Source organism: Parabacteroides sp. 20_3 (genome assembly GCF_964238835.1).
Classification (GTDB): Bacteria; Bacteroidota; Bacteroidia; order Bacteroidales; family Tannerellaceae; genus Parabacteroides; species Parabacteroides distasonis.
Genome location: NZ_CAXSNO010000008.1, coordinates 216,378 through 237,441, shown reverse-complemented (window position 1 = coordinate 237,441; position 21,064 = coordinate 216,378). Strand labels below are relative to the sequence as shown.

11 protein-coding genes and 3 riboswitches are annotated in these 21,064 nt (G+C 44.2%); of the genes, 7 read left to right on the top strand and 4 right to left on the bottom strand.

What is annotated here, in order from left to right; all coding sequences use genetic code 11:
* The first annotated feature begins 2 nt into the window (after positions 1–2).
* The 6 genes from ACESPU_RS16925 (at position 3) to ACESPU_RS16900 (ending at position 10,379) form a co-directional block, all read left to right on the top strand.
* The gene (locus ACESPU_RS16925) at positions 3–1,283 is read left to right on the top strand and encodes a hypothetical protein (protein WP_044544884.1); all 1,281 of its coding nucleotides are present in this window, start codon (positions 3–5) and stop codon (positions 1,281–1,283) included.
* Positions 1,280–3,136 carry a DUF5074 domain-containing protein gene (locus tag ACESPU_RS16920; protein ID WP_044544885.1) on the top strand — a complete coding sequence of 619 codons (1,857 nt, stop codon included), beginning with the start codon at positions 1,280–1,282 and terminating at the stop codon, positions 3,134–3,136. The genes ACESPU_RS16925 and ACESPU_RS16920 overlap by 4 nt, the downstream gene beginning before the upstream one ends.
* A gap of 17 nt (positions 3,137–3,153) precedes the next feature.
* A riboswitch (cobalamin riboswitch) is annotated at positions 3,154–3,354 on the top strand.
* A gap of 52 nt (positions 3,355–3,406) precedes the next feature.
* Positions 3,407–4,744, top strand: coding sequence for a threonine/serine exporter ThrE family protein (locus tag ACESPU_RS16915; protein ID WP_044544886.1), 1,338 nt, complete (start codon positions 3,407–3,409; stop codon positions 4,742–4,744).
* Between the two features lie 115 nt (positions 4,745–4,859).
* Positions 4,860–5,056, top strand: a riboswitch (cobalamin riboswitch).
* A gap of 75 nt (positions 5,057–5,131) precedes the next feature.
* The gene (locus ACESPU_RS16910; RefSeq protein WP_009016838.1) at positions 5,132–7,471 is read left to right on the top strand and encodes a TonB-dependent siderophore receptor; all 2,340 of its coding nucleotides are present in this window, start codon (positions 5,132–5,134) and stop codon (positions 7,469–7,471) included.
* Between the two features lie 14 nt (positions 7,472–7,485).
* Entirely contained in the window at positions 7,486–8,586 is a 1,101-nt protein-coding gene (locus ACESPU_RS16905) for a PepSY domain-containing protein (protein WP_044544887.1), read from the top strand.
* A gap of 74 nt (positions 8,587–8,660) precedes the next feature.
* The gene (locus ACESPU_RS16900; RefSeq protein WP_009016836.1) at positions 8,661–10,379 is read left to right on the top strand and encodes an ATP-binding protein; all 1,719 of its coding nucleotides are present in this window, start codon (positions 8,661–8,663) and stop codon (positions 10,377–10,379) included.
* An 86-nt stretch (positions 10,380–10,465) separates the two neighbouring features.
* Here ACESPU_RS16900 and ACESPU_RS16895 read toward each other — a convergent pair whose 3' ends face one another.
* The 3 genes from ACESPU_RS16895 to ACESPU_RS16885 all read right to left on the bottom strand — a co-directional run bounded on the left by ACESPU_RS16895 (position 10,466) and on the right by ACESPU_RS16885 (position 17,590).
* The gene (locus tag ACESPU_RS16895) at positions 10,466–11,023 is read right to left on the bottom strand and encodes a DUF2284 domain-containing protein (RefSeq protein ID WP_009016835.1); all 558 of its coding nucleotides are present in this window, start codon (positions 11,021–11,023) and stop codon (positions 10,466–10,468) included.
* 346 nt (positions 11,024–11,369) lie between these two features.
* Positions 11,370–12,653, bottom strand: coding sequence for an Ig-like domain-containing protein (locus tag ACESPU_RS16890; RefSeq protein WP_227154235.1), 1,284 nt, complete (start codon positions 12,651–12,653; stop codon positions 11,370–11,372).
* Positions 12,654–12,685: 32 nt separating this feature from the next.
* Positions 12,686–17,590 (bottom strand): DUF5074 domain-containing protein, encoded by a 4,905-nt coding sequence (locus ACESPU_RS16885; RefSeq protein WP_373133546.1) that lies wholly within the window; start codon positions 17,588–17,590, stop codon positions 12,686–12,688.
* A gap of 204 nt (positions 17,591–17,794) precedes the next feature.
* Here ACESPU_RS16885 and ACESPU_RS16880 point away from each other — a divergent pair, with 204 nt between their 5' ends.
* Positions 17,795–19,405: an Ig domain-containing protein gene (locus ACESPU_RS16880; RefSeq protein ID WP_373133545.1), complete on the top strand. Its 1,611-nt coding sequence runs from the start codon at positions 17,795–17,797 to the stop codon at positions 19,403–19,405.
* Positions 19,406–19,471: 66 nt separating this feature from the next.
* Positions 19,472–19,676: riboswitch (cobalamin riboswitch) on the bottom strand.
* A 338-nt stretch (positions 19,677–20,014) separates the two neighbouring features.
* Here the strand turns inward: ACESPU_RS16880 and ACESPU_RS16875 are convergent.
* Positions 20,015–21,058 carry a PHP domain-containing protein gene (locus ACESPU_RS16875; RefSeq protein ID WP_044546544.1) on the bottom strand — a complete coding sequence of 348 codons (1,044 nt, stop codon included), beginning with the start codon at positions 21,056–21,058 and terminating at the stop codon, positions 20,015–20,017.
* Positions 21,059–21,064: the final 6 nt, after the last annotated feature.

Below are 21,064 nucleotides of genomic sequence, written 5' to 3'. Positions count from 1 at the left end.
TTATGAGACAAGTTTTATATCTATTCATTTCAGGTTTCCTAGCATTTCTATCCTGTACCCAAGACAAGATACAGATGGTTAGCTTGGGTATCGATGATGTCTATTATCTGCCCCGCATGAAAACCTATCTACTCAGCCCGGCCTTTACCGGCGACGAGTATCGGTGGACACTGCACCGGAACGGGACGGACTCTCTCGTATCTACCGAACGTTCTTATATCTTCCTTGCGAAAGATACGGGCACCTATCAGATGACCTTCGAGATCATCGATAAGGAGACCCCCTATAAGCACGATTTTCGTTTCGAGGTGATGCAGGAGGATATAGAGTACAGTCCTTACCTATCCAAGGTATACGACTTTTGTCCCGCACCGGGTCAGTTCGTCAATACGATGCCCGAATACGAGGAAGGCGATACGAAAGAAACCATCCTGAAAAAGGTAGAGGAGAATATCTCCGGTACGAATGACGTGATGATCTCCCTCGGAGGATACGGAGGATACGTTATCTTCGGCTTCGACCATACGGTCATCAACGTCAAAGGGAAGAAGGACTTTATGATCCTTGGGAACTCTTTCTATTCCGACCTGCCGGAATATCAAGAGAAAAAGGGAGGCAGCTGCGAGCCCGGTATTGTCATGGTCTCTTTCGACACGAACCTGAACGGCTTACTGGACGATGAATGGTACGAACTGGCCGGTAGTGAATACTATAAACCGGAAACCATCAAGAATTATCGCATTACCTATGATCGTCCAGATCCCAACAAGATCCCCGAGCCAGACATGGGCCAGCAATGGAGTGACGCTACTTATGTACCATGGAAAGATAATCAAGGCAATACCGGTTATATAGCGAAAAATATATATCATACGCAAAGTTATTATCCGAAATGGATTGAAGAGAATTCCTTGACTTTCTCCGGTACCCGGTTAAAGGATAACGCTACGGACGAGAGTGATACGGGTAAATACTACGTACTCTATTCGTATCCATGGGGATACGTGGATAACCATCCGAACGATTACAAGGATCTGAACAGCTTCGATATCGAATGGGCCGTGGACGCGGAAGGCAATAAGGTGGAATTACCCGGCGTGGACTTTATCAAGGTATACACGGCGGTAAACCAATATTGCGGTTGGATCGGAGAGACCTCGACGGAGATTATCCGTGCGCAGGATTTACACATCGCCACCCCTTCCATCATCGTACCCGATCCGGTAAGCGAACAAATGAAATTACAATACGATCAAGCAATCTTAAAAATAAAAGGCTTATGAAAAAGACGATTACCTTACTTCTCTGTACGTTCGCCACGAGCGGCCTAATGGCCCAAGGCAATACCTCATGGATCGCCGCCGGCATCGATCGGGTCCAAATGAGGGATGTACCGTCACAATCTTCCATCCTGCGTTCCACGGATATGGATTACAGTCAAGGTACATTTATCGTAAACGAGGATTGGTACGGCCATCAGAACAGTACCGTCAATTTCCTTACTCAAGATGGAGAATGGCACTATCGTGTCTTCCAGACCGAGAATCCGGGGCATGAGTTAGGATGTACCACGCAATTCGGTACGATCTATGGCGATAAGTTCTACCTAGTCTCTAAGCAAGAACGAGATCCCGGGGCAAAAATCACCGGAAGCCGGTTTGCCGTATGCGATGCCAAGACCATGAAGGTGATCAAGGAATTCAAGTATATCGCCCAAAACGCCGAGGGCAAATCCATAGCCGACGGCCGTTCCTATCTTCCGGTAGACGAGCACAAAGGCTATATAGGAACCAGCAACGGTATCTGGATCTACGATAGCGATAAGATGGCGATCGGCAAACAAATAGAAGGTTCCGGAAATCCGAACGCCGATGGATACGGTGAGTTGTATTATGCCCAGATCGGTACCATGGTACGTGCTAACGACCTTGTCTTTGCCGTCCATCAACAATATGGTTTATTAATAATAGATCCGAAAACCGATAAAATTATCCGTACCATCGCCGCCCCGATCGAGAAAGAGACTGTAAAAGGGCTAGAGAAGGAGATTCAACGAGGTTTCGGCTCTATCGTTCAATCCAAGGATGGTACGCTCTGGATCAGCATGACCCAGAATACGGCCGGGGATGGTTCCGCCTTGGAATATATGCTGAACTTGAACCCCTATACCTTTAAGGTGGACACGGTAAAGATCCCGTTAAGCGAGACCATCGGTGTCGTTCCAAACTCTTGGTACGCATGGACCGCCGACGGTTTCTGCGCCAGTGCCAAAGAAAATAAGATTTACTGGAACGGACAACCGAAAGAAGGCAGTTGGTTCACGGGGTATCAAATCTGTGGGTATGATATTGACAAGAAACAATTCTTCCAGCTAATCGACCTCCGAAAACAGGACTGGGATTGGCGCTTGTACGGAACCGGATTTCGCCTTAACCCAAAAACCGACGAGCTATACACCTTCTTGTATCATGAGTTCCAAGATCCTACGCACATGTTAGCTCGTATAAATAACAAAGGCGAAGTGGTACAAGAATATTCGATGATCGTCAACTATTGGTTCCCGGCTATCCCGGTTTTCCCGGATAACGCCGCACCGGTAGTATCTTCCGGTTTCCCTTCCTCTATCGTATTAACCGAGGAAAAGCCAGTCTATAAACTCGCTTTAGGCAATATGGTGACCGATGAGGACAATATGGATGCCGCCATCGTAAAATCAGTCTCATCCGTTACTCCCTCCAGCCCGATTAACGCGATCGTTCGTAATGACTCCTTAATCATCAGTACGACCTCAGATATCAAGGAATATCAGAAGGCTACAATAACCGTCCGCTTCAACTCGAACGGAAAGATCGTCACCAAGAACATGGTCGTAACAACCGAAGAAGCACCGACAAGCATAGAAGAGGTCTCGCAGCCGACCTTGAAAATCTATCCGAACCCGGCGGTTAACTCGATACAAATCAATATCGATACCCCGGCGAAGATAGAGATCTATACATCTCGCGGAACAATGGTCCGGAAATCCACGATCAATCCCGGAGAATCCATCAACGTAAGCGATCTATCCCAAGGCCTCTATTTCATCCGTATCATAACCGGAGGAAAGACAGAGTCTCTACGGATGATTAAGAAGTAAATATAAAAAAAATTCCGTACATTTGCGCCCGAATTGGTTCCGTAGTGCCTATTCGGGCGTACGGATTAAAAGGGAATCCGGTGAGAATCCGGGACAGTCCCGCTGCTGTGAAGCTCTGTTGAACATTCTAATACTACTTTCGCCACTGACGCGATAGGGTCGGGAAGGCATTAGGATGGGAGCTAGTCAGAAGACCTGCCATTCATTTCAGATTCATGTCCTCGTGGGTTAGGACATAGGATACACAGACAATATAAGAACAAAAAGAAAATGATGACAGACAAGGAAGTATTGTTGTTACGGCGCAAACTGGATCTTTTGCTCCGTACAGGAAAGTTGTTGATGGAAAGCGCCGCCGACACGAATCGTATCGAGCGAAACATGAAACGAGTTGCCGCCTTTATGGGGATCCCCGAGGAGAAGTTGCATATCGATATCCGGTGGACCATGATCATGGTAAACGTAAGCGATGAGCGAAACTCATTCTCCAAATTCCAGAAATGCGAGAAGCATGGCATTAACATGACGACAATCTCACAGGTAAGCAAGCTTTCATGGCGGGCGATCGAGCAAGATTATTCCTTGGATAAATATGAGGAAGAACTGGAGAAGATCGTTCACCAACCCCGGAATTATACCCCTTATATCGTAGCTATCGGAGCGGGATTCGCATGCGGAGGATTCTGTAAGCTATTCGGATGCGACTGGATGGCATTCCTATTCGCTTCCATTTGCGCTTTCGTCGGGTTTAGGGTACGGGCCCGCTGTGTCGAGGCTGGACTTAACGTATATATGAGTATCGCCGCGGCCGCTTTCGTATCCACCTGCTTGGCATACGCATCCTCCTTCTCCGGGCTATCCGACACTCCTTATCATCCATTATTAGCCTGCGCTTTATTTATCGTGCCGGGCGTACCCTTGATTAACTTCGTGGATGATATGCTAGACAATCATTTGCTTGTCGGCATCACCCGGGCCTCCAATACGGTCATGATGGTAGCCGCCATGACTTTCGGTATCGCATTCGCCATGCGGGTACTTGTCATGAATGATGTCGAGATAGATCATAAGTTCAGTGAATTAAATATGGTTCCACATGACCCGTACTACATATATGCATTAGCGGCAGCTATCTCCGCCATAGGCTTCTCCATGATATTCAATATTCAACGCCGATTATTATGGGTGGTAGCCGTAGGAGGTATCATTGCGGTATGTACCCGTAACTTTGTGAACTTCGAATTAGGTTATGGTCCTGTGATCGGCTCGTTTATGGGAAGCTTCGTAGTCAGCCTCCTTGCCGTAAAAGCGGTTCATTGGTGCCATGTTCCCAATCACGTATTGACGATTCCATCTGTCATTCCTATGATTCCGGGAGTACTCATGTATCGCTCATTACTGGCATTTATAAACCTGCATGGAGTAGTCGGTGAGGTCACAAACGCATTCTTCAACGGGATCAATTCCGCACTCATCATTCTTTGTATCTCACTCGGTGTAGCTGTCCCGAACATCTTCGCCCGTCGTTACATCGCCAAAGATCGCCAACGACATTTACAAGAGGAACTGGAAAAGCGCCGGGAAAGAGGAAAGTTCATTGAATGGTGAAAAAACTTTTCCATAAAGATTAGTCCGGGAAAAACTATCGCATAAGGATATGCCAAATTGTTTAACACGTTCAATATATTTAACATATTTCATTAAAAAAAGCCCTATCAATACTATACTTTTGTGATGTCTTGGTGATAGACGTTGCATTCTGCAAGTCTATAAAAGGGAATTTCGGTTAGATTCCGGAACAGAGCCCGCTACTGTAAAACCCGTAAAGAGGAAAGCTTCTTCATGCCACTGTCTTTTCTAAAGATGGGAAGGTCGCTTTCCGGGTTAGTCAGGAAACCTGCCAGATAAAAAAAGAAATAGATTCTCCCGGGATTTGGGGAACTAGTGGAACGATTACATTAGAGATGTAAACTGCGTAATTAATTTTTATACATTATGAGACACTTTTATTTGTTCCTGCTAATTGTTAGCGGGATTGTTTTGTGTGGCACCCGGACGGTCGCTCAAAGTAGGCCATCCGAGGGAAGTTCCAGAGTCATATCCGGTACGGTCGTAGATGAAGACAACAAGGCGATGGCAAACATTGTCATTTACATTAAGGGTACGGATATACGGGTTATTTCAGATACGGATGGGTATTTCTCCTTATCACTAAAGGACACGAAGGACCACGTACTAATCACCAACAGTTACAACACCGTCTCGGCGATCCGGGATATTCCCGCGGGAGAAGGAAATTACGAGATGGAGATTCAGTTATCTTACAAACTATTAGGATTACCCGAGGTAGATATCGTCGGGGCAAAACCACAGAGTTATAACTCCGACATCGCTAATTCGGCTACCCGTATGGATATCCCCGTGATGGAAATACCCGGAACCGTAGGCATAGCGACCCGGAAATTATTGGAAGACCAACAGGCTACCACCATGACCGAGGCCGTAAGGAACCTGGGCGGCGTGAAAGGCGGACCTTCCGGCGAGGCTTCCAACATCAACGAGGTCTTCTCTTCCCGTGGTTTCTCCATGACGAACTCCCGTAACTATTTCAGGAACGGGGTACGATACCTAAAGTTCTCGAACGACGCGCTATCCAGTATCGAGCGTATAGAGATCCTCAAAGGCCCGGCATCTGTCCTTTATGGAGCGGTAGAGCCCGGAGGTATCATCAACTTTATCACCAAGCCGACCTTATATACGCCCCGGTATGGCGCTACGATCAGATACGGCAGTTACGACTATAAGCAAGCCTCTATCGACATTTCCGGCCCGCTGAACACCAAAAAGACCATCCGTTACCGCTTGAACGGAATGTATGAAGATGCCGACAAATTCAGGAAACCGCAAAACAGCAAACGATACGACATCACCCCAGTCATCGACATTGACTTAGGACGCAAGACCACCCTTAATATCGATGCCGATATCTTCCGGGATAAAAGGACACAGGATCCGGGCGTTTTGCATATCAACAATGAGGTGATAGATAACGGATTCAAGACATTCCTTGGCGAACCGTGGGCCTATGGCAAGTTTACCAATAATAGCGTTGGTTTCCAGTTGACCCACCGTTTCAACCAGAACTGGTCATTCAGAAGTTCCGCCCGCCAATATTTCACGCATGAGGATCGTCTGTATTTCCAGATGAAAACCCCTCAGAAGGACAGCACGATTACCCGCCGTTTGGCACATTGGGACGCAAAAATCAATTATACCAATGTATTGGAGGAATTGAACGGCAGCTTCAAGACGGGCTTCATCCAGCATAAAGTAATAGCGGGCTTGGAATACGGATGGCTTACCAACCGAAGGAAAGTAAAAGGGAATATGTACACCCCGATTAGTTATGTTCATCCGGAATATTCCGAAGAACCAGTTGATTTCGAGATGGAACAGAGTACAGACTTACGTATCACCCAACGTACCTACGCAATCTATCTACAAGACCAAGTAAGCTTTTCCGATCAATGGAAGTTATTGCTTGGTGCCCGTGCGGACTGGGTGAACGATAAACAAGATAATTATATTAAGGATAAAAAAACGGATGAAAACAACTTTGCCATCTCGCCTCGTGTGGGTCTTGTTTATCTGCCCATGCCCGACTTGAGCCTATATGCTACCTACAGTCAGTCTTTTGTCCCTCAATCCGGGCAAACGAAGGATGGCGAGGCATTCGACCCGATTACCTCTAAACAATGGGAAGCGGGAGTCAAGAAATCATTCTTCAACGATCGCTTGAGCACCGGCCTAGCCTTCTATACCTTGTCGAAGACCAACTTGCCGACGATAGACCCAGAAGACGAGGAATATAAGATACTGATCGGCAAGCAGACCAGCAAAGGTATAGAGTTTTCGGTAAACGGAGAGATCACTCCCAGTTGGAGCGTAGCCTTCAATTACGCATATACGCATGCCGAGGTAACGAAAACGAACGACGAGACCTATCCCGTAGGTACGCAACTGGCCAATATCTCACCAAGCCAGTTCAACCTATGGACCTCCTACCTAATCCGTAAAGGCCCGGTTAAAGGCTTATCTTTCGGCGGTGGTTGGTACTTCCAAGGTAAATCCTACGGAAACATGGCACATACGATCGATCTGGACGCCTATCATCTGGTTGACTGTTTCGTGGCTTACAAGCGCAGTTTCTACAAGATCTCGGCGAACTTGAAAAACGTATTCAACCAAGAATATTATACCGGATCCCAAGGGAACTATCTTTTATTCCCCGGCTCGGCCAGGACGCTGATGGTTATGCTAGCGGTCAACTTCTAAAAAAGGCACAAGACATGTCGCATAATTCGATCATTAGAAAGATCATAGTAAAGTTACATTTATACACCGGACTCATATTAGGGCTAATAATAACCCTAATATGCCTCTCCGGCACAGCGATCGTGTACAAGCCGGAACTTGAAAAACTATCTGTCAAGGATATCGCTTTTGTCAAGCCAGCCTCCCGAACCGTGTCGCCGCAAACTTTGCTAGAGAACGTAAGGCACGAATATCCACAAGCTAAGATCAATAATATGGTCTTATACGGAGGCGAGGATTGCGCCTACAGTTTCCGTACTACATTCCCGGATGAGAAAGGCCGTATCCAGATCTATGTCAATCCCTATACAGGGGAAGTTACGGGAGTGGACAGATACCGGCATAAGGTTTTTCAATGGTTATACGACTTTCACGTGAACCTGCTATTGAAAAAGCAAGGAGCGACCATCGTCGCCTTATCGGGATTCCTGTTGATTTTCCTAACTCTCTCCGGCTTTCTATTATTACCCAAGCGTCGTATCTTCTCCGTGAACCGAAAGATGGGCTTGAGAGCCAAGCTTTTCAAGTCGCATTCCATCATAGGTATATGTACATCCCTCTTTTTGCTGGTCATCGCTTTTACCGGCTCTTATTTCGGGTTCAAGAAAGAATATCAATCTTTCTTTGAATCCATATCCGCAGGAAAAGCAGTCGCACCGGCACCAAAAACAGATAAATACACAGGTGATTGGGTATCATTGGATTCCGTTTTAGCGACCGCCCAAGAAGAGTTCAAAGAGGGAACCCCGACAATGATCTTCTTCCCGAAAGACAACACGTCTGTCTTCTCCGTACGGATGTATCAGGAAGGGGACTTCGAAAGAACGGGAAGCAACCATATCTACATCCATCCTATCACCGGAAAGGTCGTCGCCACAAACCTATGGAAAGACAAACCGGCCGCCGAGAAGCTTGTCCGCTCCATGTACTTTGTCCACTTCGGCACTTTCCTCGGGCACTTCTCCAGAATCCTATGGATCCTCATAAGCCTAGCCGTACCGTTTCTCTATTTCACTGGTTTTTACATTTGGGTTATTCGCCATCGGCAGAAACAATACCCTTTCCGGAAAACATAAGTCCAGGAAATCTCATCGCATAAGGAATTTTTATATATTTGTAGTATTGTGTAATATACGAAAAAAGAAATGTCATGGAACGAATAACGATTCCTTATGCGGTAGCGGATTTTATAGATTTACGGGAGCGTAAGTTCTATTATGTGGATAAAACGAGCTTTATCCCCGGATTGGAGAACTACAACGCCCCGGTCTTCCTGCGTCCCCGTCGTTTCGGGAAAAGCCTACTCGTATCCACTCTTGCCTGTTACTACGATCGCACCAAGGCCGATCGTTTCGAGGAATTGTTCGGCGGCACTTGGATCGGGGAACACCCGACGGAGGAACATAGCCGCTACATGATCGTACGCTATGATTTCTCCGCTATGGCCATGGCAGATGACATGGAGGGGTTGGAGCGGAATTTCAACCGCTTGAATTGCTCTCCCGTGGAGATCATGGTGACACACAACCGGGACTTATTCCAAGACTTCCAGTTTACCACCAAAGGCAATGCCTCCCAAATGCTGGAAGAGGCCTTGGGGTATGCCCGTGAGCATGACCTCCCGAAGGTTTACATATTGATAGACGAATATGATAATTTCACCAATCAATTATTAACCGCCTATAAGGATCCGCTCTATGAGCAAGTAACCACGAAGGACAGCTTCCTGCGTACCTTCTTCAAGGTAATAAAGAAAGGTATTGGCGAAGGCAGTATCCGAACTTGTTTCTGCACGGGTGTCCTTCCCGTAACGATGGACGACCTGACGAGCGGGTACAATATAGCGGAGATCCTCACCTTGCAGCCACGCTTCCTAAATATGCTGGGATTTACCTATGAGGAGGCCAACGCTTACCTAAGGTATGTCATCGACAAATATGGTATGGGGCAAGACTCCTTTGAGGAGCTTTGGCAACTCATCGTAAATAATTATGATGGTTATCGTTTCCGTCCGGGAGCCGAGCCTTTGTTCAACTCTACGATATTGACTTATTTCTTTAAGAACTTCGCGGCGCTGAATGGCTTTATCCCCTCTGAACTGGTCGATGAGAACCTGCGTACCGATATCAGCTGGATCCGTCGTCTGACCCTATCCATGGAAAACGCAAAAGAAATGCTTGATGCTTTGGTTATCAATGATGAGTTATCTTACAACATCGCCGACCTATCCAGTAAGTTCAACAAGAAGAAATTCTTCGATAAGAACTTCTATCCGGTCAGCCTCTTCTATCTGGGCATGACCACGCTGAGGAATAATTACCGTATGGTGTTACCCAACCTCACGATGCGCAGCATCTACATGGACTATTACAACGAGATGAACCATATAGAAGGTGGCGCTCCCCGTTATGTACCCACCTACGAACGCTTCACGGAAGACCGCCGTTTCGAACCGTTGGTACAAAACTACTTCGAGCAGTATCTCGGGCAGTTCCCGGCGCAGGTATTCGACAAGATCAACGAGAACTTCATCCGTTGCTCCTTCTTCGAGCTTTGCTCACGCTACTTGAGTAGTTACTATACGTTCGCCATCGAACAGAACAACTCGGCGGGCCGCTCCGATTTCGAGATGACCGGCATACCCGGCACGGATTATTACAAAGACGATCGCATCGTGGAATTCAAGTATTTCAAGGCGAAAGAGGCCGAACACATGCTGGCGCTAAACGATCCTCGCCCCGAGGACGTGGCGCAAGTACGTGCTTACGCCAAGGATACCAAACTGAAATTCCCTATATATAATGTACGCTCGTACATTGTATATATCTGCGCCAATAAAGGATGGAAATGCTGGGAGGTTACCGAATAAATAAAGCCTAGCCGTACCACTCCTCCATTTCACGGAGTTAACTTCATCGGCAAAGTAAGTTAACTCCATCGACGAAGTAAGTTAACTTACCAAATCGGGGTTTCCCTATCAGATAAGAATCCACTAACCAGAAGTAAATATTCCGGCAAATTCCGATTCTCGGACCACTTCATCTCTATACCGAACAACTCCGAGGTAGTACGTCCCAGATCGAACCCACAGGCTTCAAGGGAACGACGAATCCGCGAGGGGTAGCGGCAAGCCTTACCAGATCTACGTGCACACTCTTCCCAAGGGCAAAGGATACAACTACCGGCATAAAACGCCCGCCCATTATATTCCTCCTCCAACGCAAGAAGACGTTTATCCAATCGGCTCCTTTCCCGGTGCATCAACTCTTGCCCCGCTTCCACCGCATCCGGTACATCCAATACGACAGGAGTAATCCGCGTACAAACAATCAATAGATTCCGAAACCCGGATAAATAGTCCTCCGAATCATTAAAAGGCGGACAACTCCAACTGTTTCCATACCTACGACACTCCCGGCAATAGGCCATGAAACGCCGCTCATCCCGATAACGTAAGATATAATCATCCACAGGGATGGTTCTTGTATAATCGTAGCTTTTATATTCGATCATATGAAAAGAAAATTTTCTTGTAAAGAAATAAAAAAATCAGCAACTACATACATTATAATACAGGGAACACAGTACAGCTACACGTGAAGCTTTCAATGAAAAAACAATGGCATGGTATTATGGTGATATACTCCGGGATCGTCGCAAGGAACGCAAATTAACCCAAAAGAAGCTAGCTTGTAGTCCGATAAAAAGATATATGATCTTACCATTATAAGATGTATGATCTTACCGTTGTAAGATGTATAATCTTATCGCCGTAAGATCATACATCTTTCACGGAATCTGTAACGCTAGAGTACTCTCATGAGTAAGAGAGAGCGCTCTAGCGAAATCAAGAGATGATTTACTTCACGACAAACTTAACAGAGACTTTCTCTGTACCTTTTACCGCTGTAAAGCCATAAACACCTTTATTCAAGTTTACTGTTTTCACGTCATCAGAAGAGGTGATCGCATAAGTAGATACTACAGAACCTGCGGTGTTCGTGATGTAACCGGTATAACCGGCTAGATCTTTTACATGCAAGGTATTGTCGGAATAAGAGATGTTTGCGGTTGCGGCCGCTGATTTCGTGGCTGTACCGGTTACGGTTACTTTACAGTACGTGTTATATTTACCATTAGCTGTAATTAATTTGATTTCAGTTGTACCCGGAGCTACAGCCGTAACTTTACCCGTTTGATCAACTGTCGCAACAGCAGTATTCTTAGAAGACCATACCGCACCCGTTAAAGAAGCATAAGCAGATTGTACAGACGCAACTAATTGATAGGTTCCACTTCCACTCAAAGAAATAGCTTTCTTATTAAGCCAAATGATAGGAGTTGCCGCTACTAAATTATCACCCGGTTCTGTTCCCGATGTCGTTCCCATAAAACTATTCCAGCTCCAAGCATCCCAAGTACCATTCTGGACTTTTCGGCTTGATGCCCCGTATCCGGAATAAGAGAAATCTTGAGTATAGGAATCACGAACGAAATAACTCCAATAACCGGAATACCAACCAGCGAACCAGTGGTTAGTTGCCGTAGCCGTAGCCACCCAATAGTCATAATCATAAGCAGGATAACTTGTTCCATTTGAACCAAATGGATGATAAATAACACCTGATGATTTTCCTTGGTTTATAGCAGTTCTTGCAAGTGTTGCTGCATTATCTGGATAAGTATAACTAACATGAGCTTTAGCGCTGTCTAACTGAAAAGATATTTGCATTGAAGTCGCTCTTGGTTCACAGTATCCAATGCCATTAATCGTATAACCCATTGAACCTGTATATTGAACCAATCCAACCAAACGGGGATCAGCTTTCATCACAGACTCAAATAGGCTCAATCCAGAAATGGTATCTACATCAGCAGACCATCGATATCCCCATACCATATTATCGGGTACGGTTTTATCAGTGTCATGCCAAGTCAAAACTATAGCCGCACGGTTTTCACCATCACCTACCCAGAAATCAATACTGTCAAAAGAAAAAGTACGGTTACTCCTTGCGGACATCAAAGCCGCTTTCTGTTTTTCCGCCGGTAAATCCGAACGTAACACACCTTGTACCATACGCTGTGCGCTGATACTTCCCGCCATTAAGATTAATGCGAGAAAAAGATAAAGCTTTTTCATGCTCATCAATGTTTAATTTGTTAATACATTATTTATTTAACAACGATCGTCTTGCTCATCCGATCATTATCTTTTACCACTACTATAATATAAGCACCTCTTGAATATTGGATTGGATGAGACTCGTTAATTCCCGATATCTTAAAAAGATCCAATATAGCGCCATTCATATTTACAATATAGCAAGAATAACCTTCCAGATTATTCAAATGCAATCGACCTTCATAGTAATAAATCATCGCTTCACCAACACCGATAGCCTCATTACCCACCGGACCGGATGTGGAGAATGGCTCACTATAGAATGTTCCTAATATCTCTTGCCTACCATCACCTTCCTTGATAGCTGTAACTTTTACGATATATTCTGAACTTCCATCTAATTCAGGAATAGAGACCTTGATCTTTTCTTGTTCCCCAGAACGAAGCTCACTCATCAAGCCAGTAAGGATATTACCCTCTGCATCAACCGTGTAAACACCAAATAATACAGGTATCCCATTTACGTACTTATAAATAAACACCTCGTAGAAAGTAGCCTCCGGAACTTTCGGAAATATTAATATAGCCGTGGAATCTTTTACTTCAACCACGGGATTTTCCAAATTCGGATCTATTACCGTTACTTCACAAGTAGCGGTATAACCACCTTCATCTGTTGTCACCGTAATTGTAGCTACACCGGCGATACCGGCCTTAACCGTACCGTCGTTAGTTACTGTGGCTACCGTGGCATCCGAAGAACTCCAAGTTACTGATTTATTAATCGCATTGGATGGAGATACCACCGCTGCTAATACAGCCTCCTCACCTTTATTCAAAGACAAAGAAGACGCATTTAGGCTAACACCCGTAACATTTGCCCCCGGTTTTTCCAGTTCCGCAGAAACAATCACTTTACAAGTAGCTGTATAGCCTCCATCAAGGGTTGTTACCGTGATCGTAGCAGTTCCTTCCTCATATGCGGAAACATTGCCATCTTCATCGACTTCCGCAACCAATCGATTATCACTTGACCAGTTTACAGTTTTTGTTTTAGCATTTTCCGGAAGAACTGTCGCTATTAATTGAGCAGAACGCCCTATTAGCAACTCCAGCCGATCTTGATTTAAAGAAACACCTGTCACTTTTATAATACCCTTTCCCACAGACAATGTGCACGTCGCAACAAACCCACCAGTATCAGTCTTCACTCGAATTGCCGTTTCACCGTCAGCTAATGCTTGGATCTCTCCTGTTTTAGAATTAACTGTCGCAACATTTTCATCACTGCTAGTCCATGTCACACTTTTTTCCACATCCGGCTTTGTTGGATCAGTTTGTACTTCATAAGATAAAGTGAAATGCTCACCAATAGCCGCTACTCTTTGAGAAGACTCTAAAGTCACACCCCAAACCCCTAAGCTCTTATCAGTCACATGGATTTGAACAGAATCTTTAAAACCGCCATCTATCGCCTCAAACACAACTCCTGTTGTCCCAACCTTTGATGGTTTATAACCTCCGTTCAATCCTGAGGGATCCGGTTTTACATAAGTAATAATATCCTCATCTTCGATAACCACTTCAGGAAGCATTGTACTAGAAGCGCAAGACGCATTCATTGGATAATAATTAAATTTAAATTTAGAGCGCAAATCATAAACCTGTCCATCATTTATATCCCATAATATATCTTTAGGTTCTACACTAAAGGATTCTAGAGGTATTTCTCCTTGTACATAAACCATACACGTGTCAGACGCTTGACCATCTTCCGATGTTGCTATGATTGTATGCTTAGACATATTGCGACATTGAAATAAACCATTTTCATCAATATAAGTAGAACCACTCCATTTTACCGAAGAGAAACTAACATCATCAGGATAAACTTTTGCGGTGAACTGAAACCTTTCATTTTGTCCCACTTTCACAATTCTATCTGGTACAAGAATTGTTAATCTGGCAGCAGCAACTTTTGCAACAGTTATCTGACATTCTGTAGAAGCCAAACCATTTTCAAGATATACTTCAATATTTGCTTTCCCTTCTTTATGGGCCGTAACCAATCCTCCATCATCAACAGAAGCTATCGTTTCATCCGATGAAACATATAAGACTTTTACAGGTTCTACGTCTCCCCACTCTATTTGAGGTTTTAACTGAAAAGTTTCATCGGTTTTCATAAACAATGAACTTTTTTCCAATTCGAACTTAGTTAAATCATTTGCACTACACAGAAGACAAGAGATTTCACTCGTTTCCCCTGTCTGCGAGTCCTGGACTGTCGCTATAAGTGTTCCTGTCCCTTGAGTATCATCATAACAGTTCAAAACTAAATTCTCACCGTCAAAACTGTCAAATCCCCAACGATCCGCTAAATCTCCTTCAACTCTAGCATCTATAATATCAATATAATCAGGCTTAGCTGGTTTAAAAACAACAGGAATTTCCAAAAACCACTCTCCGGCACCATCATTATAATTATATTTTACAGTCTTATTTTTAAAGGCCGCACCTTCATACTCAAACGAACAAGAAAGTTGACACGAAGCTAAAGCATCACTACCCGCAGCTGAAACAGTAATAGTCACTTCACCACTACCCTTTGCTTGTATCACTCCTGCATTACTAACAGAAAAAACAGTTTCATCACTAGAAGACCATTTCAAGTCCTTCGAACTGGCATTGTCCGGCCTAACAATAGCGGAAAGCTGTAGCTTGTCATTCAGGTTCATCGTTATGACATCTTCTGGCAGCAACTCTCCTGAAGATGCGAATCGCAATTCTATTTTTTCGACAGGTATAAATGTTTCTACCGTTACCTTACGTTTAGTTACAGACAAAGTTTCTCCGGTTATTTCCGATTTAATTGTCGCAATAATTTCAGCGACACCAGCAGAATGAGCAGTAACATTCGCATAATATGCCGTTCCTTCCACCGTTACGATATTTTCATCGGATGAAGTCCACTCTATCTTTTCTCCTAATTCTATTCTATTATCTACAGGAGTCAGCACTCTTTCTTTTGTTTCTCCAACATATAATTCTACAGAAGATTCCTTTAATGTCATTGCTGGACGCTTGACAGTAACAGAACATTTCGCAGAAAGTGTCGGGCGTATCTTACTCTTCGCTGTAATTATCGCAGTACCATAAGTGACACCAATGACAGTACCATCTTCCGAAACCCTCACAATTTCAGGATGAGAACTACTCCATTCTATTGTCTCTTCCGCTAATCCTGTAACAGCCAATGTTAAAGTTTTTTCTTTTCCTTCCAGTGTCACCTCTTTTTCATTAAACTCAAAAGGAGCTACTGTTGAAGTTGTCAACTTTACGACAACTTGTTTATTTACGATCTTACCATTTGAGTTAAACTCAAAATTAAGTTGAATTTCTTTCACTTCTTGGATACTCTCCACGATCGGAGCAATAGTCAACGTGTTATTTATCACCTCCACACTAATTAGTTCCGGATTCGGATTCACAATCGTAGTAACAACCGCTGAAATCATATTATCACCATCTTCTATAATCTCATCCATTGATTTACTATACTTCGTTTTTTCAGCGGAAAACGTAATTTCGCTAGGTAAACCGTCTGTGATTGTCGGAGCCATGTTATCCGGGAACACAGGCAAAGCAGGGAACCAATAATTCACTTTCTCATAAGGATAGCGACCTACCATTGTTCCGTTCGTATCCCCTCTTCCGTCTGTTTTAATTACCGCTAATTCATGTTCCGGGTTTAAGAATTCATGATAAAGGAAACAATACATATTATCATCCACCGGATCAATACGGAATCCCGTACCATAAAGACGCCAATCTCCTTTATCTAGCTTTGTAAAGTCGAATACTTGATAAAAAGAATCCTTATCTATGTCATAACAGAAAATCTTATATCCCGTGAACCAACTACCGGAGCCTTGTCCTTTCCAATAGATCTTATTCTCTTTCGTACTGGCACAGAAACCATCGGCGGTCCATGCATACCAAGAGTTGGGAATCTCCTCAATACCATCCGTTGTTGGTATATCTACCTTTTGCGTTGTTAACGTATATGGATTCACTTTCCACATATAAGGCATTGTCGCTCCGGTACCAGTTAACTCGAATGTCACGCTAGCCCATAAATTACCATCTTTAGAAAGCACGATAGAGCCCAAGCCATGATTACTATCCTCCTCGGGCTTCAATATCATATTGATAACTTTATCTTCTTTCGGATCGATCACCAACAATCCTTTCGTTTGATGTACCGCAAATACATATTTTCCAACACGGATCATGGTTCCAATCTGTGAATGATACAAATCGCTGGAAGAAATTCCCGTCGTTCCTTCGATTGCGCTGGCCTCGATAGACATCTGGTTTTCATCATATTTTCCGGTCTTTTCATCGTATCCTGTATGAAAAACATAAATACCATTACTCGTTCCGATATAACCTTTCGTCAGATCCACTCCTAAAAAAGAACGTCCATCAGCTCCTGCGCTGTTGATCGTCTGAAATTCCTTCTTCACTTGCATCGTTTTCGCGTCAATTACCGCTAAGCGACTTCCCTCTACAGATGCCGCACCATCTTTTGATTGCTTGGACACGATATACAACAAATCCCCATAAATCGTACCGAACTGGCTCGTACATCCCAATTCATGTCCCGGATTCTCTCTTTGGAACGCGTTATATGTCCAAGTCCCATCATCCGACAGGAAGTTCACCGAACTGTTTTGGTGCCCGTACCAATCTTCGTTTACGATAAAGGTACCTTTCGTGTAATCCACGCTTTCATTGGATCGAAGCATCGAGGCTCGTGCCTGCGAACCGGGTAATTCAGGTAATTGCAATTTCTGTTTCTCTATCGGATTCAGATCCCGCGAACCGGTTTGGCCTACTACCGACAGAGCCGATAGCAAACAGACCATACTTAAGTAAAGTGTTCGTCTCATGTTAATAAATTTAATTATTGAGTAATATGAATTTTAAATGTCTTTTTATCGCCATCCTTTTCGCCTATCAGTAGATAATTCCCGGATGGAAGAGATATTGGATGAAGTTCCTCCCGGACTATGGAAATATTCATGATTATTTGATCTTTCTTTTATATTCCCTCTTGATCGTTTTTTGGAGTTTTACATTTAATATAAAAGCTTATGAGAAAAATTCTATCTCTTTTCTTTGTAATGGCTTTGTGTGTAGTAGGTCTTTCGGCGCAAGGATTGGTTCAAGGGCAACCACATCCCTCGGCTCCGAATGTGCTGGCGAAAACAAAGTCCCAGTTAAGGGCTGACGCCAGCTTTTCTTTTGATGACATCCAGTTTTGGGTAGGAAGCGGCAGCAAGAGAGCCGCTTTAGTGATCGAATGGCATGATGGGAATCGACCGGATGCTATGGTTTGGGGATATCGCTGGGATGGCGAGGCTACCGGACACGATATGATCGTGGCGATAGCGAAGGCCGATCAGAAACTTCTTTTATTAACCCAATATACGGGTTGGATGGGTTATACGATCGATGGTATTGGATATGGGGATAATCTGGACGTCCGATATGATTTGGATGTGGCCAAGAATGAACCGAATAATGCTTTCAAATTTGAACCTCCCATTACGAATCCTTTGTTGGGGCAGACTGGTTTTCCTGAAAATCCGGCGGGGGACGTAGCGGCGGCTATTCGACAAGGCGTACAAACCGGGGTTATCTATCACCCGATAAATGCGGAAAGATATGGATATCCATCTTATGACTATGACCATTGGAGTTGTAGCAATGGCATTCATTGGCAAGCCGGTTGGTATTATGGTTATTGGAGTTATTTTGTGAGAAGTAGTCAAACCTCGAATTTTAGTTATTCAGGTTTAGGTGCTACAAGCCGTGTATTGACGGATGGTTGTTGGGATGCGTGGAGTTGGAATGGAAATATGAATACATCAGAAGGAACTCAGCCCGGAGATGTCTTTGTCGCAGCGACAATACCCTCTGGAGGTGGAGGGGATGAACCCGAGATCCCGGTGATACACGTAACATCCATTTCTCTCAATAAGTCTTCTTTGCGTTTACAAGCAGGAGCAAATGCAATCCTTGCAGCTAGTATCTCTCCTGTAAACGCTGATAATAAGCAGGTTACTTGGAGTAGTTCCGATACAGGTATAGCAACGGTAGAAGATGGGGTCGTAACAGGTGCCAAGCCCGATGTGGTGAAAATAACAGCCCGATCGGTAGATGGCGGATATACCGCTGTTTGCGAGGTGACGGTAACGGAGACGGTTACTCCTGAGATCGATTTTGAAGGGACCGGGGCGGTTATCTCATTCCCTAAAGTGGAGGAAGCCACCTCCTATGAGGTTCGTGTCTACAGATATGAGAATGGAAGTTATAAAAAGATAGGCACTTACGTAGCGGATGCGGAAGGCAATATCATTACTGAACTACTGACGAAAGGCTTACGGGCTACTTCCGGCACTATATCCGTCCCACTGAAGAACCTAGGGAGGGATGACGCTTATCGGATAGAGATCCAAGTCATGAATGGCTTGGACGTGATCGATACCTATATGGTAGAAAAATCTTCTGATCCGGTGAGCAATGAGACTATGGCTCCCGTTATCCCAAAGGTTTCCTATCAGAATGGAGCGTTGCGCTTTGAGCATTTAGCCGGATATCAAATCTATTTAATGCAGATAAACGGGAAAATGTTGGAACGTTTTGTGATTCAAGTTCGGGAGGTACTAAGTCACGATTCACCCGATCAATCCTTCATGTAAAGCAATATTCACTTCGTATATTTCCCCTTTTTGAATCCTACGCTAAACCCCGGTAGCGTAAAATCGCGGCGGTTATCCGGCATTGGCAGGTCTTCTGACTTACTCCACTTTAGAACTTCCTTCCCGTTCCTTCCGGAAACAGTGGCAATGAGTTGATGTCTAAAGCTTTTTTGGAGCTTACAGCAGCGGGACTGTCCAGGTTTCTCACCTGATTCCCTTTTAATCGCCGTACCCTGAATAAAGTAGGCGAACCAATACGGCAGCAAATTTATAAAAAACAATTCAAAATATACACAATATTATTAAATGCTTTTTTTTGACTATACTGCATATTGTATAAATTAAAAAATAAGGACGAGGGAAATACCGACTACTATCCATAAAAAATGCGGTTACTATCAATAGTAATCCGATTTAATATAGATACCCACATGATCAGTTCGGATGAAAACAGGGGAGATCGATGAGCGTGCTACCGCCAGAGGATTGTCGGAAGCACTAGAGAAATTACGGATCGAAAAGTTTAGCCCTTCCGAGAAATTTATATCTAGTTGTAGAGACGTAATATGCCGCATTAGAGCCCGGTCTCTGAGCTGGATGAAAATTGACTCATACCGAAAAATCATCGAAATAAATCGATAGGTTCTTATTCCTGCCGATAAAACAGTTTTTCATTATCCAACTATTTTCCTTAGGATTCATCATTATAATCGTTTTTCTTTCCGGGAGCAGGTATAAATTGTTTTCGCAATATATAATGAAAGGAATATCAGATATATTGGTTACCTCCAAACACGTATTCCTCATTCGCTTAACCCGGATACAGGCCTTGACCAATGGGGCCAAGTATTTTTCTTCTCCCGCGATTTTCCCATCGAATAACGCGGCCGTACGACCGGCGAACAATGCCTCCCGTATCCCTTTCTCACTTCTTTCTTCCGAGAATACCAGCGTCAGGGGACGTAGTCCTTTCCTGTATATCCCGGAAAGAACACAATGAGCGTCGCTACTTGCCATAAACGCTTTCTTAAAACCGGAACACCATTCTAATGCAATCGGGTAAAAGTCCTTGTAAGACATGACTTCTATACCATCGATCATGTTCTCTTGAATCAGTTTTTCATGTATGGGATATAAAGTGGCCTTATGATTCGGCCAGCCGGGATGATTCCACACAATAAATGCCCCTTGCCTTTTTGCCTCGGCAATAGATTCCACAGGATTTTCTTTCTCCATAAGATTGACATCTTGTACAAACAAGGCGTTTAGGTGTCCCAAGGGCTTGGAACGTGTTATTTCCGCTCCGGGAATCACGATAAAGTCCATGTCGTCAGCGGCTTTTTTAGCGATTTTGTAAGATTCGTTTAAATCTCCTTTCAAAATAACCTTGTTGATCCGGTGCTCGATATGGTCAGTAATCGCTATCGCATCCAATCCCTCCTGCCAAGCCTCATATATCCGGGCATCGGGCCATACCAAGCCGTCGGAGAATACCGTATGGGTATGAAAGTCACATTTTAACGTCTCGTAATTACTGAATCCCGGAATCTCGATCCGGTCTCTTATAAACAAGTGATCGATATGCGTTAGCTCGTAAACATCCTCTTCCTCAGAGGTTTCGTCCGGCAATGCGGGAACTATGAATCTTTTCATGCTTAA

Coding starts and splice junctions, on each gene's coding strand:
- ACESPU_RS16925 (WP_044544884.1), top strand. CDS start 3: ATGAGACAAGTTTTATATCTATTCATTTCAGGTTTCCTAGCATTTCTA.
- ACESPU_RS16920 (WP_044544885.1), top strand. CDS start 1,280: ATGAAAAAGACGATTACCTTACTTCTCTGTACGTTCGCCACGAGCGGC.
- ACESPU_RS16915 (WP_044544886.1), top strand. CDS start 3,407: ATGATGACAGACAAGGAAGTATTGTTGTTACGGCGCAAACTGGATCTT.
- ACESPU_RS16910 (WP_009016838.1), top strand. CDS start 5,132: ATGAGACACTTTTATTTGTTCCTGCTAATTGTTAGCGGGATTGTTTTG.
- ACESPU_RS16905 (WP_044544887.1), top strand. CDS start 7,486: ATGTCGCATAATTCGATCATTAGAAAGATCATAGTAAAGTTACATTTA.
- ACESPU_RS16900 (WP_009016836.1), top strand. CDS start 8,661: ATGGAACGAATAACGATTCCTTATGCGGTAGCGGATTTTATAGATTTA.
- ACESPU_RS16895 (WP_009016835.1), bottom strand. CDS start 11,023: ATGATCGAATATAAAAGCTACGATTATACAAGAACCATCCCTGTGGAT.
- ACESPU_RS16890 (WP_227154235.1), bottom strand. CDS start 12,653: ATGAAAAAGCTTTATCTTTTTCTCGCATTAATCTTAATGGCGGGAAGT.
- ACESPU_RS16885 (WP_373133546.1), bottom strand. CDS start 17,590: ATGAGACGAACACTTTACTTAAGTATGGTCTGTTTGCTATCGGCTCTG.
- ACESPU_RS16880 (WP_373133545.1), top strand. CDS start 17,795: ATGAGAAAAATTCTATCTCTTTTCTTTGTAATGGCTTTGTGTGTAGTA.
- ACESPU_RS16875 (WP_044546544.1), bottom strand. CDS start 21,058: ATGAAAAGATTCATAGTTCCCGCATTGCCGGACGAAACCTCTGAGGAA.